This window comes from Bdellovibrio reynosensis, assembly GCF_022814725.1.
GTDB classification, from domain to species: domain Bacteria; phylum Bdellovibrionota; class Bdellovibrionia; order Bdellovibrionales; family Bdellovibrionaceae; genus Bdellovibrio; species Bdellovibrio reynosensis.
Genome location: NZ_CP093442.1, coordinates 2,265,180 through 2,281,534, shown reverse-complemented (window position 1 = coordinate 2,281,534; position 16,355 = coordinate 2,265,180). Strand labels below are relative to the sequence as shown.

At 42.5% G+C, this 16,355-nt stretch carries 16 protein-coding genes; 8 read left to right on the top strand and 8 right to left on the bottom strand.

Annotated features, from left to right (window positions below; translation table 11 throughout):
- Entirely contained in the window at window positions 1-3,243 is a 3,243-nt protein-coding gene (locus tag MNR06_RS10695) for an RCC1 domain-containing protein (protein ID WP_243535872.1), read from the bottom strand.
- 134 nt (window positions 3,244-3,377) lie between these two features.
- Here MNR06_RS10695 and MNR06_RS10690 point away from each other — a divergent pair, with 134 nt between their 5' ends.
- Complete coding sequence (locus MNR06_RS10690; protein WP_243535870.1) at window positions 3,378-4,415, top strand: hypothetical protein; 1,038 nt, start codon at window positions 3,378-3,380, stop codon at window positions 4,413-4,415.
- Here MNR06_RS10690 and MNR06_RS10685 read toward each other — a convergent pair.
- The gene (locus MNR06_RS10685; RefSeq protein WP_243535868.1) at window positions 4,412-5,173 is read right to left on the bottom strand and encodes a substrate-binding periplasmic protein; all 762 of its coding nucleotides are present in this window, start codon (window positions 5,171-5,173) and stop codon (window positions 4,412-4,414) included. The genes MNR06_RS10690 and MNR06_RS10685 overlap by 4 nt on opposite strands.
- 55 nt (window positions 5,174-5,228) lie before the next feature.
- Here MNR06_RS10685 and MNR06_RS10680 point away from each other — a divergent pair, with 55 nt between their 5' ends.
- Window positions 5,229-5,501, top strand: a complete 273-nt coding sequence (locus MNR06_RS10680; RefSeq protein ID WP_243535866.1) for a peptidylprolyl isomerase — start codon at window positions 5,229-5,231, stop codon at window positions 5,499-5,501.
- A 4-nt stretch (window positions 5,502-5,505) separates the two neighbouring features.
- Here the strand turns inward: MNR06_RS10680 and MNR06_RS10675 are convergent, their stop codons facing one another.
- The 3 genes from MNR06_RS10675 to MNR06_RS10665 form a co-directional block, all read right to left on the bottom strand.
- On the bottom strand, window positions 5,506-6,504 hold the full coding sequence (locus MNR06_RS10675; protein WP_243535864.1) for a hypothetical protein: 999 nt from the start codon (window positions 6,502-6,504) through the stop codon (window positions 5,506-5,508).
- 10 nt (window positions 6,505-6,514) lie between these two features.
- Window positions 6,515-7,162: a chalcone isomerase family protein gene (locus MNR06_RS10670; protein WP_243535862.1), complete on the bottom strand. Its 648-nt coding sequence runs from the start codon at window positions 7,160-7,162 to the stop codon at window positions 6,515-6,517.
- A gap of 115 nt (window positions 7,163-7,277) precedes the next feature.
- The gene (locus MNR06_RS10665; RefSeq protein ID WP_243535860.1) at window positions 7,278-8,171 is read right to left on the bottom strand and encodes a DMT family transporter; all 894 of its coding nucleotides are present in this window, start codon (window positions 8,169-8,171) and stop codon (window positions 7,278-7,280) included.
- Window positions 8,172-8,300: 129 nt separating this feature from the next.
- Between MNR06_RS10665 and MNR06_RS10660 the strand changes: the two genes are divergently transcribed.
- Complete coding sequence (locus MNR06_RS10660; RefSeq protein ID WP_243535858.1) at window positions 8,301-8,477, top strand: DUF1328 domain-containing protein; 177 nt, start codon at window positions 8,301-8,303, stop codon at window positions 8,475-8,477.
- A gap of 55 nt (window positions 8,478-8,532) precedes the next feature.
- On the opposite strand, the gene MNR06_RS10655 is transcribed toward MNR06_RS10660, so the two are convergent.
- The 3 genes from MNR06_RS10655 to MNR06_RS10645 are packed head-to-tail and all read right to left on the bottom strand — an operon-like array spanning window position 8,533 to window position 10,774.
- Window positions 8,533-8,934, bottom strand: coding sequence for a glycine cleavage system protein H (locus MNR06_RS10655; RefSeq protein WP_243535856.1), 402 nt, complete (start codon window positions 8,932-8,934; stop codon window positions 8,533-8,535).
- A gap of 39 nt (window positions 8,935-8,973) precedes the next feature.
- Complete coding sequence (glnA, locus tag MNR06_RS10650; RefSeq protein WP_243535854.1) at window positions 8,974-10,404, bottom strand: type I glutamate--ammonia ligase; 1,431 nt, start codon at window positions 10,402-10,404, stop codon at window positions 8,974-8,976.
- A gap of 31 nt (window positions 10,405-10,435) precedes the next feature.
- On the bottom strand, window positions 10,436-10,774 hold the full coding sequence (locus tag MNR06_RS10645) for a P-II family nitrogen regulator (RefSeq protein ID WP_243535852.1): 339 nt from the start codon (window positions 10,772-10,774) through the stop codon (window positions 10,436-10,438).
- A gap of 245 nt (window positions 10,775-11,019) precedes the next feature.
- Between MNR06_RS10645 and MNR06_RS10640 the strand changes: the two genes are divergently transcribed.
- The 5 genes from MNR06_RS10640 (at window position 11,020) to MNR06_RS10620 (ending at window position 16,316) form a co-directional block, all read left to right on the top strand.
- On the top strand, window positions 11,020-11,622 hold the full coding sequence (locus MNR06_RS10640) for a gamma-glutamylcyclotransferase family protein (RefSeq protein WP_243535850.1): 603 nt from the start codon (window positions 11,020-11,022) through the stop codon (window positions 11,620-11,622).
- Window positions 11,615-12,103, top strand: coding sequence for a tRNA (cytidine(34)-2'-O)-methyltransferase (locus tag MNR06_RS10635; protein WP_243535849.1), 489 nt, complete (start codon window positions 11,615-11,617; stop codon window positions 12,101-12,103). The genes MNR06_RS10640 and MNR06_RS10635 overlap by 8 nt, the downstream gene beginning before the upstream one ends.
- A gap of 138 nt (window positions 12,104-12,241) precedes the next feature.
- Window positions 12,242-14,923, top strand: a complete 2,682-nt coding sequence (gene secA, locus MNR06_RS10630; protein WP_243540786.1) for a preprotein translocase subunit SecA — start codon at window positions 12,242-12,244, stop codon at window positions 14,921-14,923.
- Window positions 14,924-15,748, top strand: a complete 825-nt coding sequence (locus MNR06_RS10625; RefSeq protein ID WP_243535847.1) for a hypothetical protein — start codon at window positions 14,924-14,926, stop codon at window positions 15,746-15,748.
- Window positions 15,729-16,316: a hypothetical protein gene (locus MNR06_RS10620; protein WP_243535845.1), complete on the top strand. Its 588-nt coding sequence runs from the start codon at window positions 15,729-15,731 to the stop codon at window positions 16,314-16,316. The genes MNR06_RS10625 and MNR06_RS10620 overlap by 20 nt, the downstream gene beginning before the upstream one ends.
- Window positions 16,317-16,355: the final 39 nt, after the last annotated feature.

Here is a 16,355-nt window from a genome sequence, read left to right as displayed (position 1 = left end):
CTACTGCTTCATCACAGGAGTCGGCGACTTCAGGATAAAAGCATCGTGACCTTCACCAGATAAAGACATCCCCCAACATTTTAAATCACCAAGATTCGTAATTCCACACGCATGGACTGGCATATTTACATCTAGCGGTGATCCGATTGTGATAGAGGTCGCCACACCGTAACTCCATGGATACGAATTCGTTGGTACATTCAATACGGTCGGATTGCTTGAAGCCAACCCAGAAATATCTGCCCCCCAACATTTAACGGTAGTGGACAACGTCGCACATCCAGAATAGAAACTAAGTGACATTTCTGTGGCCCCGGCAAGTTCAGGTACCACTGTAGGGGTATTCACAACTGTATTTACAGCAACATTCAATGGCAGTGATTTATTAGCCGTGCGCGTGCCCCAGCATTTCGTTTCACCATCATGAATATAACAAGCACTTTCGTAACCGACATAAAGCTTCACAGCCTTCGTCGTTGTGATCGAAGCGATTAGGCGTGGAATTCTAGTGCTTGCACCACTGCCAACTATTCCATTTGAATCACTGCCCCAGCAGTAGACTTCTTTTACTGCAACATTGACTTTGACGGCACAAGTAGCGGCGGCGCCGGCAGCAATTGTTTCTACTGAAGTTAAAGGAACGGCCTGGGGGTAAATATAATAAAGAGTATTGTCTGTGCCACTGGTTTGGTAGTCAGCATTATTTCCCCAACACTTTGCAACGCCATCACTTTGCACAGCGCATGCATGCAAGTACCCTACGGTCACATCGATGGCAGCAGTTAATCCAGCATTGTTACCGGCATAGGTTACCGGAATTTCAGTCGGAGTTAAAACTTCGTTGCCATCTGAAAGACCATTTCCGGTTTGCGCCGTTTTGTTGGCGCCCCAACAATAAACTCTGCCGTTTTCACCAAGAGCACAATAGTTAAAGGATAAACCCACGATCTTTTTAATATTAGAAATAGAAAGTGTTGTAACAGGTTTAAGCAGATTATTTCTGGTCCCATTACCAAGCTGTCCATCAGAATTATTACCCCAACAATTTACAGTCTTGTCTTCACGTAAAGCGCAGGTCGACATAAAACCAGAAGCTAATTGCGTGTATTTTACGGAAAGGTCACCCACCGGAAAACTGATATTACGATAAACAGCTCCATTAACACCCGTTGCAGCCTCGCCGTAAAGATTGTTCCCCCAGCATTTGAGCTTAGTATCGGTATCAGTAGCGCAAGAAAGAATTTCTGTCACTTCTATGTCTGTGATGTTCCCGCCCAGAGTTGTTAATTTTCTGGCAACATAAGTATTTACTAATTCATTATCACTCGTACTTGGGATGGAATGACCCCAACAATACACGTAGGTATCATTGCCTAAAGCACAACTGCTGTCCGGACCTGCAATAATCTTCGTTGCTTTGACTCCACCACCTAACAGAACTTCGTTAGCTGCTGACCATGCCGTCGAAGCTGCAGTACCCCGTCGGTAAAGATAATTACTTCCCCAACAGAAAATTCTTTGTGCACTGGTTAAGCCACAGCCGTGGCGTGTGTTAGAACTAAAACTGCCTTGGACTGAAAGACTTTGAATATCACTAGGAATGCCGGTGATGGACGTGGGAGTGTCTGAAAAAGCATTGCTATCATTTTTACCCCAGCACTTGACGGTTCTATTGCCCGGCGCCGTTTCATCGATAGCGCAAACAAGACCGTAGCCAGCGTAAAGATCAATGGCTTTAGTTATGTGGGTATTAAGCTGTGGTGTTAGGTATGCAGAAGTGGTGTTCGGTTTTCCAACCTGACCAGAGGTATTTAAACCCCAGCACTGAACTTTATCATTAGAATCAATAACACAGGTGAAGTTGATTCCTGTGGTTACTTTTTTAACATTGGTCAGTGTAGGATGTTTTAATGGAACGGCAGAGCTTGTCGTTGTGTTGTTCCCGAGTTCGCCGACAGAGTTCGTACCAAAACAATAAAGGTCACCCAACGTATTAACGTAACAAGTATGATAGGAATAGCCATCACCCAGTTTACTGATGTTCACGGCCCCTGTGACTTCAGAAGGTAAAGGTTGATTTACAGTTTTACCGTTGTCATAGACATTTCCGCCCCAACATTCTAGTTTATTGGCAGTGGTCAATCCACACATATGCCCTTTAGCCCCCGTCACTGCTTTGTAACCTGTTGCAGGAACTTTCGGTAAATCTCCTAAAAGATTGCGATTGGTGTTACGTAAAGTGAAAGTCTTTTTAGGTAAAGTGGAAATTGCATTTGCGGTGTTGACAACTTCCAGTTCAAAAGATTTATCTTCATTGTTCACAGCGCCGGGAATCCACGATGACAAAATTGAGAAATACCCCATAGCATCCGTCGCCCCAGGAGCAATCTTAATTTCTTGTGGAACAATGTCAGGAAAGAAAAAATTGATTCCTGCAATAGCAGATCCTGAAATAGCCTTTAACCCCACGGTGACTTCAGCGGTCGTAGAACGCGACAATGCCACTTTGAAGTTCGCCATGCCATTTTGAGTATTAAACGCATCGCCCGCCGGACCCGCAATAATGGTGACGATCGGTCCGGCGATGAAAGTAGGTGACGTTTTTTCTTCACTGACATTTCCGACATTGTCGGTCACTTTAAGCATGTAAAAATAAGTGTCAGCATCAGAATCAGTTAACGTCAGACCATCAAAGAACATTTGATCTTTGCTTTTTTCGGTCCAATTTTTTAAGACAACATTCCCGGCAGTTTTAACTAGTTTGATTTCGTATTTGGAAACACCCGACAGCGAGTCAGAAATTGTCGGCGGGTTTAGGATCGGAGAGACATCTAGCAAAGAACGAGTGGCTTTTAAGGTCAGTGACCCTGAAATTGTAGGCCCTGACTTATCTAAAAAGATGGATTGTTTTACACATTCACTTTCAAAACCTTCTACAGTCCGTACTTTTGCCGACACAAACTGTTCGCCTTCCAGATTAGAAAGTGTCAAAGCTTTTGAACCAGCATAGGGTTCCCACACGTCAATGCAACTAGCACCCACATGCACTGCCATTTCTGAAATTTCTTTTTCCGATTCGACCGCAGCAGTGATTGCTACGTTGGCTGTGTATTTTTGTTGGTTATTAAGGCTTAAAGAAAACGTCGGAGTGTTCGAATCAGAAAAAATAAGACTGAGATCGTTCTTCGTTGTACACGATGTGGTTAAAGCAAGTAGTAATAACAGAAACCAGAACAATCCCATGCATAACTTATCGGAATTCTAGGGGTTTACTTCAATTTATAGTCACTCAAAATCCCATTTCGAGACAGTACAAGCCTTTAGTAGAGGTTTTCTTCTTAGATGACATTCTTTAGATTTATTTTTAGCCTTAAATCATGGAACGTACCGGTGTTGGGCTGCTTGTTTTAATATTATTCGGACTGCAAATAGCCAGCCCCGTTTTTGCCCAAGACCCCTTGGAAGAAGATGATTTTGAATATTCCGAGCCGGAACAGCCTATCCAGCTTGCCGAAGAAAAAGATCCAAAGTTCGATCCCGATCCGGCAACGATGACCCCCGAAGAAGAAGAAGAATCTTTTTTAAGCGCTTATTCCGTTGAAGAAACCCGAAAAAACGTATCTAAGCGTGTGTTTCGTCTTTCAAACACCATCGATTCGCTATTTGGCGATCGGCGCGCCGATGACCGCAGAAATAAAAGTACCTTACGTTTGGGCCAGCGTTTTTGGAATAAAGATGGAGTCACCGGCGGAGACAACTTTGAGGCGAGCCTAAACCTTTATTTACCAAACTTAAAAAGAATCGAAAAGAAAGTCTCAGATAGCGTGAAGAATGCTTTTTCTGACGACAAAGAAACAAAAGAAGGTAAGGCAGCAGGTAAAGAAGCCCCAGTTGAAGATGAAAGAAGTCGCTGGGACTTAAACCAAGAAAGCGGATTCATCGTTGCAGATCCGGTGGATTATTTTTTACGCCTGCGTTTACGTCGGGATTTCTTTAAAGGAAAATTCATCCATTCTTTTTATGAACAAATCGGGTGGTCCAAGAAAAATGAATGGGAAGAAAGAACTTCTTTAGCTTCTGACTATGCAATCACCAGAAACTTGCTTTTTCGTTTTGTGAATGAAAAAGATTGGGCGATGACCAATGAAGTTTTTGTGACGACCCATGGGCCGTCATTGATACATCAACTTTCTGAACAAAGTGCGATTTCGTATGATTTAAGAATGGTCACCGGGATTGAGTCGGGACTTCTTTACGGAGATCGAGCCAGCCTAGGCGCTACTTACAGAACCCAGTTGCCAACAAAATGGATTTTCTTAGAGGTCAACCCGGTCTTAGCTTGGGAGCGCGCAACCCGCTTCCGTCCACTTTATAATTTTTTTGTGAAATTTGAATTCGTCTTCGGAAATATCTAAAGAGGCGTATTATCAATGCCTTTAGCATCTATAATTTTTTGCCATGAACCATCTTTGATGATCATATCGATTAGGTCATTAAACTCACCAACAGTGATGGCGCTATCTTTATTGCGGATTAAGGCCCCTAATCTGTAGATTTGGTCCATTTCTGAAGAAACGAATAAATCATCTTTAGCCTCTGGATGCTGTTTCATATACAGCGCCAAATGTTCTTTAGTCACGATCGCAAGGTCTGCGCGATTATTGCGAATGGCTCTAATATTCGCTTCTTGTGAGTTTGTAAGCTCGATATTATACCCAGCCATTGCCGCAGCATCCGTAGAGTAATTTAAAAAAGCATAGTGGAAGCCATAAGTGGCTTTGATCGATTTTCCCTTTAACGTTCTAAAGTATCCTTGGTTTTTACCTGGACCTTTATGGGTGATGAAAACTTCACCGCCATACTGGAAAATTTTTGAGGATGTGACCTGATCTGGCTTCCAACCCCAATTGATGCTTTCGAAAAAAATCACATCAAATTTTTTTTCGTTAAAATCTTGGTAGCGGCGAGTGGCAGAGGTTAGAATAAAACTGAAGTGGAACTTCTTTTGTTTTTGATTTAGCAGCTGAAGCAAATCCAGTGAAAGGCCGTTGTACTTTCCGTTATTGTCTACAACATATGGGGCAAAGACATAGCCACCTACTTTTACTGAGATAGGTTTTGCCCAAGCGAAAGTGCTGACGAAAAATATAAAAAGAAACAAGATCGTGTTCACTTAGGCACCTTAGAGAGCTAAGGAAATTTGGTCAACTCATTACACGGAGATATGTTTGAAAATAAGGGCCAGTCATATTTTAGTTAAACATCAGTACGAGGCGGAAGACATTCTGCGTTCATTAAACAGTGGAAAGTCGTTCGCAGAACTTGCAATGAAATATTCTAGCTGTCCTTCGGCTAAAGATGGCGGGGATCTGGGTGTTTTTAGTCACGGTAGAATGGATGAGGACTTTGAGGATGCAGCTTTCAGTTTGAAAGTTGGGGAGTATTCAAAAAAACCCGTGCGCACAAAGTTCGGTTATCACCTTATTATGCGCACGGCTTGAATTTTTAGAACTGAATCAAAAGAAGGTTTTGTGCTTTCCAATAGTGCAAAGCTTGTTCGATAATTTGCAGATCGTATTGCAGTCTTTTCTTTTCGTTATCAATCAAAGCTTTATCTTCTGATTGGTTACCGCCCACGCTTCTTTCATCAAAACGCATTTGTGACTGAGCTTTTTCATAAATGGAAGCCCAAAAGTCAGCTGCGACTTTGCGATCAAACTTTTCTGAAGGTTGCATGTCAGCAGATAACTGTCTTCCTTCAAAATCAATCAGACCACGGCTTTTAAATCGAATCTTGTCGGTGAAACGAAGGCGTGCAATAGCATCCAATTTCTTGATGTATTTCATCGCTTCCTCAAGCTTTCCGATATTATCAATTGAAGTCGCCATGATGCTTTCTTTAAGTAGAACGTCTCTGATAAAAACCGTTCTTAACATTAAAAAAGCATATCCTGTTTCTTCAAAGCGGCGGCCGCCTTCACGATTATTAGCAACGATGTAGTTATTAATAATCTCTTGCACGGTTTCCTGAGGTGCAAAACCAGCTATCACTTGTAAAGCCGTCAGCTTCGCAATTTTTTGCGTGTTGATTTTATGAACTTGTTTTTTAGTGTAAGGGACTTCATCACCCGTGGCTTCATCGATATCCTTAGCTGGTAAAGCTTCATCAACTTCTTTCAACCAAAGATATGTCAGCTCAATCAGCTCTTCAGCAGTTGCGGATTCAGCAAACTTTTTACCAAAGGGCATAAGCTTAAACGGAACCGGTGCAAGAGTATCGTGGTTTTCTTCTTTAATCAGATTTTCCAAGGGTAAAAGAAGGGATTGGTCATGAACACCTTTGTTAGTGGTCTTCATTTCTTCCAACATCTTTTTCATGTTGCCATTGGTCTGATCCATTTTACCTGGAACTTGTTTTGTTCCTTCTAAAGCTTCGTGCAGGCCACAGGCTAGCAACGAACAACAAATAATAAGGGAAAATAAAACTTTTAAAACTGTTTTCATGTGCAAATTCCTATGAACCTAGAAGGTCATTTTTTAAAGAAGCAACCCCATCATCTGCAGGAGTTCCTAACCATATTGAAAAGATTTTTTGCGTCAGACCGCGATCGCCTTTAACTGCAGTTTGCTTGCCGTTGGTGTCTTCATAAATAACTGTTTCAGTTCCATCGCTATGTTTTTGCGTTAGTACCGTCAGATTTCCACCAGAAGAAGCGTCGCCACCGTTGCTAACGGCGCTTAAGAAAGCTTTGATTGCTGGATTTTGCAGGTCTACTTTATTAATGCTTAAGGCGTCACGGAAAGAGTTTTGAACTTTATCGGCTTCAACAGTTCTTAGGAAAGTCATTTGAATTGCAGCGATCGTGCTGTCATCCAAAGACTTTAAAGCGTCTGAAGGTTTTTTTGTGAAGCGCTCAGGGCTGCTGACAAGAAGTTGCGCCACGTAGACTTTGGTCTTCATCAATAAAACTTTTTTCCAACGAAGACCCCCACCTACAGTGCCAAGTTCCGTTGTTGATTTATCGATTTCAGTGGTTGCTGATTTAGAAATATTCACGCCCTCAATAGAGCGAGTTCCTTTTTCAAGTTTTAAAAGGGCTGCGTGGGATTGGAAGGAAAAAGCAATCACCGGAGCGATCGCAAGACGCGCCAAGATATTCATAAAGTCTCCTATATAGTTGGTTATTTTGGAGACTTGATATTCTATGAATAAGGGTTCGTCCCTTTACTTTGAGGCAATCAAGCTTTCAATAAGGTAACAACAATAGAAAAAAAGCTTAAGACGTCTTTTCCTTCGTATACAGGGTTAGAACATTTCCCAATAGACACAATACTACACCAATTTGAATGTAGGTAGACCACACAAAGTTTTCAAAAATACTTGAAAGGGTTAGAGCAATTACTGGAGATATCACAGTTGTATAGGCTGCTTTTTCTGCGCCAATTTTTCCAGCCAGGGACAAATACGCGCCGAAAGCGATCACACTTCCAAAGAGCGCAAGATAAAAAAGAGCACCCAAAAAGCGAGGAGTTAATGGAATACTAAGATCCTGTTTAAACAAAAGTGCTATAGCTAATGTAAAGATACTTCCATAAAGCATGCCCCATGAATTCGTCACGGCAATTGGAATTTCAAGACGATAAGCTTTTTGCGCGATCATATTTCCAATCGAAGCGGCTAACGTTGCAAAGAATCCAATTATCAATCCGAACACCGTTTTAGGGTTATCAGTGAAACTTAAAATCTCATTCATGAAAATAAAAATAATCCCAAGTCCCCCTAGTAAAGAGCCAAGAATAACTTTTTTTGTGATGGGAGTTTTAAAGATTAATCTCATCCCGAACATATTGCAGTAAACAAGAACCGTAAAACACAAGGCCGCCAACCCCGAACTAATCATGGTTTCAGCGATATAGGTCAGCATGTAATTCACTGAAAACATAAACACGCCTTGAAAGAAAAACAGAAGATGATACGGGCGTGAATATGAAAGATTGTGCTTCTTAAAAAAAGCGTACGAAAACAAAATGCCAGCAGACAATAAGAAGCGCCAAAATACGGAAGTGATTGGCGATGCCGAATCGATCTGAAAGGTGATTACAAAGTATGTCGATCCCCAGATAAGGGTGCAAATACTGTATAAAATTAGGTTTTCAAATAGCGATGACATAATTTGAGTCCAGTCAGAAAGGTGCTAAGTCTAGCATGACTTCGTAAATGTAACAAAAGCCTGGCTCAGGGTCATGTCGCAAATCTTTCAGAATCTGAGATAATTTAAATGTATCGAAAGGAGGTCCTTATGCTTAGAGCAGCCATTATCTTTTTTGTGATCGCCATCGTGGCGTTCCTATTCGGAGCTGGTGGTATCGCAGGTATGTCCATGGAAGTCGGCAGACTATTACTTACCGTTTTCTTGGTACTTGCTGTTGTCAGCTTCCTTATCAATATTATTGGTGGGCGCAGAGGGCACCGGTGAAGGTTTGAAACTTCAAATAAAAAAAGCCCCTCTCGGGGCTTTTTTATTTTAATGACTATTCTTCGTCATCTTCGTAATCGTCGTCTTCATCCTCATCGTCGTCATCATCTTCTTCGTCTTCATCCTCGTCCTCAAGGTCTTCGTCGGCTTCAATACGAACCAACCAACCTTCTTCATACGGGTCTTCCATGATGATCGAAGGATCTTCTACAACCTGAGTGTTGATCTCTAAAACTGTTCCAGAAACCGGTGAATAAATATCCAACGGTCCATCGTCAGTTTCCAAAGTTCCGATAACGACATCGGCGTCGATTTTTTCTTGTTCAGCAGGAAGTTCCACGGAACTGATTTCTTCAAAATCTTCTAAGCCATCCTCATTAATACCAATAGTGATGATTCCATCCTCTTGGCGAACCCAGAGGTAACCCATAAAATTTCTAACGTCTTCTGAACCCATGTTATTTCCTATCTACAAAGAAAAATAATCTTAGAGCGATTAGCAGTCGTAGTACAAGTGGAATTCGTAAGGCACAGGTCTTTGTTGTACCGGACGAATTTCCTTATCAATTTTGTAGTTGATCCAAGTATCGATGATGTCATCGCTGAAAACATCGCCTTTTTTCAAGAAGCTGCAGTTAGCTGCTAAGTGGTTCAAACTTTCTTCCAAAGTTCCAGGAACTGAAGGAATTGCAGCAGCTTCTTGTGGAGGAAGACCGTAAATGTCTTTATCAAGTGGTTCACCTGGGTGAATTTTATTGATGATTCCATCAAGACCCGCCATCAAAATCGCTGCTTCAGCCAAATAAATGTTTGCTGCAGGATCTGGAGTACGGAATTCAATACGTTTCGCTTTTGGATTTGGACCAGAGTTAGGAATACGCATTGCTGCAGAACGGTTTTTAAAGCTGTAAGCAAGTTTTGTCGGAGCTTCAAAGCCTGGAACCAAACGTTTATAAGAGTTGGTCGTAGGATTGATGATTCCGCAAAGAGCTGGAGCGTGTTTTAAAACCCCACCGATGTAGTAAAGTGCCATTTCAGAAAGGCCAGCATACTTGTTACCCGCGAAAAGATTTTTACCATCTTTCCAAAGGGACATATGCATGTGCATTCCAGAACCGTTGTCGCCGAAAAGTGGCTTCGGCATGAACGTCGCTGTTTTACCATAACGTTTCGCTACGTTTCTAACGATGTATTTAAACCACATCATTTTGTCGCCCATGTTAAGCGCAGTATCGAAACGGAAGTTGATCTCACCTTGACCCGCAGATGCTACTTCGTGGTGATGACGTTCCACGACCATGCCACATCTTTCAAGCTCTAGGCAGATTTCAGAGCGAAGATCTTGTTGAGTGTCGGTTGGTAAAGCTGGGAAATAACCCTCTTTAGGGCGAACTTTATAACCAAGATTGCGACCACCTTCGTCGCGGCCTGTGTTCCAAGCAGCTTCGTCAGAATCGATCATGTAAAAACCAGAGTTGCCAGTTTGTTCGTAGCGAACATCGTCAAAAATAAAGAACTCAGCTTCTGGTCCGAAATAAGCTGTGTCAGCAATGCCAGTAGATTGCATGTAAGCGATGGCTTTTTTCACGATCTGACGAGGATCACGATTGTACGGTTGAAGAGTTTCAGGCAGGCACACATCGCAGATAAGTGAAAGTGTAGGCACTTGCATGAATGGATCCATCATCGCCGTTGTTGGATCTGGCTTGATGATCATGTCTGATTCTTCAATACCTCTCCAGCCGCGGATGGAGCTTCCGTCAAAGCCAAAGCCTTCTTCGAAAATTTCATCAGTTAGTTGATGAAGTGGTACTGTCAAATGTTGCCAAGTTCCGATCATATCGCAGAACTTAAGGTCAACCATCTTCGCGCCTTTTTCATTCGCGAACTTCAAAACGTCTTTTGCGGTCGTGATTTTTGTCGTCATCGGGCCTCCCAGCCATTGTAAATCTAAAAAACTAAATTGCTTGTTCGTCTTTTTCGCCAGTGCGTATGCGTAACGCTGACTCCACGGGAATTACGAAAATTTTGCCGTCACCAATTTTTCCTGTGTGTGCACTTTTGCGAATGGCCTCCACAGCGCTTTCAACAAGTGCTGAAGGTAAAACCACTTCTATTTTTATTTTTGGAAGAAAATCGACAACGTATTCCGCACCTTTGTAAACTTCAGTGCGACCTTTTTGTCTTCCGAAACCGCGAACTTCTGAGACAGTGATTCCTTCTACGCCGACCTCTGACAGAGCATCGACCACATCATCTAACTTGAAGGGTTTGATCACGGCCTCAATTTTTTTCATGCATCTCTTTGTGCTGAATAAGTTCAAAAGAAATTCTGCAAAAGTCTAACAAAGGAATTAAGGAATGCAAAATCAGGAAAAAGTTATTTTATATTTTTAATTACTAATAACGCGAAACAGTAAGTGCGTCTTTTTGAAAAAATAGCTGCTTATGTTTAAAGCGGCTTGCGGAGGCCTGTGGTTTTTGTTACACAGGGGTCCGCTTTTAAGGAAAAGCCAAATTGTTGTCGTACTCGGGGGGGATAATGACTACAACGCGTTTTTTCGTATACGGCTCTTTGTGTGACGGAATGGTCCACTTCTCAAAGATCCAAAATTTCGTGGAATCTTCAATATTTGCGCGCGCCAAAGCCACTGCTTACAGATTAAAGGTAGGCTTTCCGGCTATCGTAAAAGGTGGTTCTGACCTGGTTCCTGGCCAACTTATGGAGCTTAAAGGTTCAGAACTTCTTATCAGCCTTTTAGATGAATTTTTTGGCTACAATCGCAATAATCCTGATCAAAGCCTTTATTCTAGAGAAGAAATCGATGTGCATCCAGAAGGTGCCTCTTCTCCGGTTAAAGCTTGGGTTTATTTCTTAAATCCATTGAAACTTCCAGTCAGTGCTTCGGTGATCCCGGGCGGGGACTGGAGAAAATCCATGGAAGAGCAGCCTCCTTTGATTACTCGTTTGACTGAAAAGCAGTCGACCTATATTCAAAAATTGGGACGCTCTACTGGCCGAGAGATCGTACCCATTGATTTAACTCTTTACCGCGAATTGATGAATTTAGAACTTATCGTGGATAAAGGTCGCCGTTTGGCTTTATCAAAACTTGGCCAAGAGGTTTTTAAGCATCTTGCCTGATTCAAAAAAGTTATTCCGCATTGTTCTTATTGAGCCCGAGATTCCGCAAAATACGGGGAATATCGGGCGTACTTGTGTTGCCACTAACTGTGAATTGCACTTGGTCGGCAAGATGGGTTTTGAAATCAATGACACCAATCTAAAGCGCGCTGGCCTTGATTATTGGCCTCATCTGACATGGCATCGTCACGCGACTTTTGAAGACTGGTGGAGGAAGGTTGAAGACCCGTCACGCATCTGGCTTTTCACCACAAAAACTAAAAGAACTTACTTTGAACCCCAATACCAACACGGGGATTGGCTTGTTTTCGGGAAAGAAACGAAGGGTTTAGATCCGGATCTTTTATTAAAATTTCCCAATCAAACAGTCACAATTCCGATGTTAGGTGAAGGCGCGCGCAGTTTAAATCTTGCGACAAGTGTTGCGATTGCTGCTTATGAAGGTGTTCGCCAAATGACATTCTCCTCTGAAAAACCATAGCCTTTAGTCGAGGAGTGTACATTGTTGCACCCTCGCGACTGGTTTTAAATTTTCCAAATGAATACGCGTCAATGACGCAGTCGCGAATAGTCCCCTTGCCTTGCCGCATAGAGGGCTTTGGGTCTATTCTTTATGACTATGGTTACACAAATTCTTACAAAAATCTTTGGAACAAAACACGATCGTGAAATGAAGAGAATCCAACCAACGGTGGATAAAATCGCTTCATTAGAACCTGCTATGGCAGCTCTCACGGATGAACAACTTAAAGCCAAAACCCCTGAGTTTCAGGAGCGTTTAAAAAAAGGTGAAACAGTTGACGACATCCTGCCTGAAGCTTTTGCCGTTTGTCGTGAGGCTTCAAAGCGTGTGTTAGGCATGCGCCACTATGACGTGCAAATGATCGGTGGTATCGTTCTAAACCGCGGAAATATTTCTGAAATGCGTACGGGTGAAGGTAAAACTCTGGTAGCAACTTTGCCAGTTTATCTAAACGCTCTTACTGGTCGCGGTGTTCACGTTGTAACGGTGAATGATTATCTTGCTCGTCGTGATGCTGAATGGATGGGTCGCCTTTACGGTTGGTTGGGTCTGACTACAGGGATCATCGTTCACGGTTTGAACGATCAACAGCGTAAACAGATGTACGCTTGCGATATCACTTACTGCACGAACAATGAATTGGGCTTTGATTATCTGCGCGATAACATGAAGTTTGATTTAGCTGATTACGTACAACGTGGTCACTACTTTGCAATCGTGGATGAGTGTGACTCGATCCTAGTCGATGAAGCGCGAACTCCGCTGATCATTTCTGGTCCTGCCGAATCTTCTACTGAAAAATACTTGGCAGTAAATGCGATCATCCCGCACCTGAAGCGCGATGTGCATTTCACGATGGAAGAAAAAACGAAGACAGCTTCTTTGACTGATGACGGAAACGCGAAAGTTGAAGAGTTAATGGGTCTATCCAATCTTTATGACCCACAAAACATTGAAATTCTTCACCATGTTTACCAAGGTTTAAAGGCCCACTATCTATATCGCCGTGACGTTGAATACATGATCAAAGATGGCGAAATCGTGATTGTGGATGAGTTCACAGGTCGTTTGATGCCAGGTCGTCGTTGGTCTGATGGTCTTCACCAAGCTATCGAAGCTAAAGAAGGTGTTGAAGTTAAAAGTGAAAACCAAACTTTGGCTACCATCACGTTCCAAAACTACTTCCGCATGTATGATAAACTTTCAGGCATGACGGGAACAGCGGACACAGAAGCAGTAGAGTTCAAAAAAATCTATGAACTTGATGTAAACGTGATTCCGACAAATAAACCGATTCAACGTAAAGACCAAGAAGACGTCGTTTATAAGTCTGAAAAAGCGAAGTTCAAAGCAATCACTGCTGACATCAAAGAACGCAGCGCTAAAGGTCAACCGATCCTAGTTGGTACGGCGTCGATTGAAAAATCTGAGTCTTTAAGCAACTTCCTTAAAAAAGAAGGCATCAGACATGAAGTTCTAAATGCAAAACACCACGAACGCGAAGCAGAGATCGTTGCTCAAGCGGGGCGTAAAGGTGCTGTGACAATCGCCACGAACATGGCGGGTCGTGGAACAGACATCATGTTGGGTGGTAATGCTGAGATGTTGGCGAAAGCTAAGTCAGGTGCTGCTGAAGGTACGCCTGAATATGAAGAAGCATACAATGCTCTTAAGCCCCAAGTGGAAGCAGAACGTGCTGAAGTGAAAGCTTTGGGCGGATTGTACATCGTCGGTACTGAAAGACATGAATCTCGTCGTATCGACAATCAGCTGCGTGGTCGTGCTGGTCGTCAAGGGGACCCAGGGGAATCTAAATTCTTCTTATCCCTTGAAGACAACTTAATGAGAATTTTCAACGGTGAACGCATTCAAAAAATCATGGAAATGTTAAACATTCCTGAAGATGAACCGATCACAGCGAAAATGGTGACGAATGCCATCGAGGGTGCGCAACGTAAAGTTGAAGGTCACAACTTTGATATTCGTAAGAACTTGATGGAATACGATACGGTGATGAATCAACAACGTAACGCCATCTATTCTATGCGCCGAAAAGTACTTGAAGGCCAAGAAATCGAAAGAACAACTTTGGATTGGTTGGGCGATTCAGTATCTAACTTGTTAGACACTTATCTTCCTGAAGGTGCGAAAAAAGAAGCGTGGAGCATTGAAGGCTTAAATAACTCCTTAGGCCAAATGTTCGGTTTCAAAGTCGATCTTGCTGGTAAACCAGTTGATGCTGAAGTAGTGACTGAAGAAGTTAAAAAAGGTGTGAAAGAAGTTTTTGAAAAACAAAAATCTTCAATGGGACCTTTCTTTGAACAAGTTCAAAAAATGATCCTGCTTCAAAGTATCGATCATCACTGGAAAAACCATCTTTATGTTATCGATAAACTTAAAGAAGGTATTGGTCTTCGCGGTTACGCTCAAAAAGATCCTTTAATTGAGTATAAAAAAGAAGCTTTCATGGCTTTTGAAAAACTTAATAACACGATCAAAGCAGACGCGGTTGAAAAAGTGATGCGCGTTCAATTGGTAGCTCAACAATCAGAAGAAGAAGTGCTTGAAAGCCTTCGTCCTGAAGAAGCTGATTTAAGCGAACTTGATTACAGTTCTCCGTCTGAAGCTGACATCGGACATAGCCTTCCACAAGCGAACGCTTCTTCTTCTGAACCAGAGAAACGTAAAATGACTTTCCAAAGCGGACCTCGTGATGACCGTCCAATGAACCGTGAAGAACGTCGTCGCATGGAAAAACCTGGTAAAGGAAAAAGATAATTGAGTTCTTGTCCGAGTTGCCATCAATCCGTAGAGATTCTTGAAAAGCACTGGGGGACATTATTTACCTGCCCCCAATGCAATGCAGTTTTCTTTGTTGATTGGAATGGTCAGCCTGAAATGGTTGAACATGAAGTAACTCCGGAAATGCAGGAACCATCGCTCCCACCGGAACCGGATATCGCAGCCGGCACTGACTTTGAGGGCGGTGCTGATTTTGAGGGTGGCGCTAACTTTGAAGGTGGCGTTCAATTTGAAGTGCCTCCAGTTCAAGATTTTTCTGGTTACGGGAATTCTGAAGCAAGTTTTGAAAACTCTCCTGAACCTAGTTTCAGTGGTGATATTCCTACTGAAGTTCCTGACGAAATGGCTCCGCAAGAAGATCCGTATTTAACTCCGGCTGAAGAAATTCAACCGGGATCTGAATTTGAAACTCCACAAGAAAATCATTATCAAACCGAAGAGCCTGCTCCTTATGATTTCAATCAGCCACTGGGTGCGGTGACAGAACCAGAGCCTTCTAATTTAGATACATCTGATTTTTCAGACGTCACAGATTTTGCCAATGCTGATGTAGAAGCGGGGCCTTTATCATATTTAGTAGTGATCGATGGAATTGAAACCAGCCATCTGCTTTTACAACTTAAAGAAGCCATGACCGATTCCCGCTTTGGCTGGGATGTGAATGCACTCTTAAATGAAGTGGGTGGCGGTCGTTTGGTCTTAAGACGTTTGTCTCCGGCTAAAGCTAGCATCCTAATCAACCGAATAAAATATCTGCCTTTTAAAATTTCTTGGAGGCAAGATGTACTCTCAAGTTCTTAGTTTTTTGCTTAGCTTTTTTACAGCGACTTCGCTTGCATTTGCCAGTGGTGGGGAAGAAAAACCTGCTGAAGGTGGCAAGGAAGATGCGGCGGCCGCCCCTGCCAAAGAAATCAAAACTAACGAAGATAGCTTTAACGTTGTTCAAGCCCGCGTGTCTGGTTTAGAAGCGAAAGTTCGCACTGGCCAAGAAGAAATTAATAAACTGATCATCGCCAAGCAGACCACCAAAGATCCTGAGAAATTAAATGAGATCATTAAGCAGATCATTCATCTTCACCACGAATTAGCAGCGAATATCAAAGAATACGATCAACAAAGATCCCTATTAAAGTACCGCTATCCTGAAAAAAACCAGGCTGCGGGAAGAGTCTATGAACGCATCGACCTTAAATCCATTGAAGAAATGGAAGGGGAGATGAGTTTAACTTCGACGGTGAAGCGCACCCTTAAAAAGGTCCGTTCGCAGTATGGACTTAAAGAAAAACCCCAAACACCTGATGGTAGCCACGCGCTGAAGAAAAAAGCCCCGGAGCCAAGCCTAATTGATCCGGTTATTCTGTCAAAATAGAAGTTTCAAACCGTTTTTCGTGCCAAATTGAGACGGCAT

Coding starts and splice junctions, on each gene's coding strand:
- MNR06_RS10695 (WP_243535872.1), bottom strand. CDS start 3,243: ATGGGATTGTTCTGGTTTCTGTTATTACTACTTGCTTTAACCACATCG.
- MNR06_RS10690 (WP_243535870.1), top strand. CDS start 3,378: ATGGAACGTACCGGTGTTGGGCTGCTTGTTTTAATATTATTCGGACTG.
- MNR06_RS10675 (WP_243535864.1), bottom strand. CDS start 6,504: ATGAAAACAGTTTTAAAAGTTTTATTTTCCCTTATTATTTGTTGTTCG.
- MNR06_RS10670 (WP_243535862.1), bottom strand. CDS start 7,162: ATGAATATCTTGGCGCGTCTTGCGATCGCTCCGGTGATTGCTTTTTCC.
- MNR06_RS10665 (WP_243535860.1), bottom strand. CDS start 8,171: ATGTCATCGCTATTTGAAAACCTAATTTTATACAGTATTTGCACCCTT.
- MNR06_RS10660 (WP_243535858.1), top strand. CDS start 8,301: ATGCTTAGAGCAGCCATTATCTTTTTTGTGATCGCCATCGTGGCGTTC.
- MNR06_RS10655 (WP_243535856.1), bottom strand. CDS start 8,934: ATGGGTTCAGAAGACGTTAGAAATTTTATGGGTTACCTCTGGGTTCGC.
- glnA (WP_243535854.1), bottom strand. CDS start 10,404: ATGACGACAAAAATCACGACCGCAAAAGACGTTTTGAAGTTCGCGAAT.
- MNR06_RS10645 (WP_243535852.1), bottom strand. CDS start 10,774: ATGAAAAAAATTGAGGCCGTGATCAAACCCTTCAAGTTAGATGATGTG.
- MNR06_RS10640 (WP_243535850.1), top strand. CDS start 11,020: ATGACTACAACGCGTTTTTTCGTATACGGCTCTTTGTGTGACGGAATG.
- secA (WP_243540786.1), top strand. CDS start 12,242: ATGGTTACACAAATTCTTACAAAAATCTTTGGAACAAAACACGATCGT.
- MNR06_RS10620 (WP_243535845.1), top strand. CDS start 15,729: ATGTACTCTCAAGTTCTTAGTTTTTTGCTTAGCTTTTTTACAGCGACT.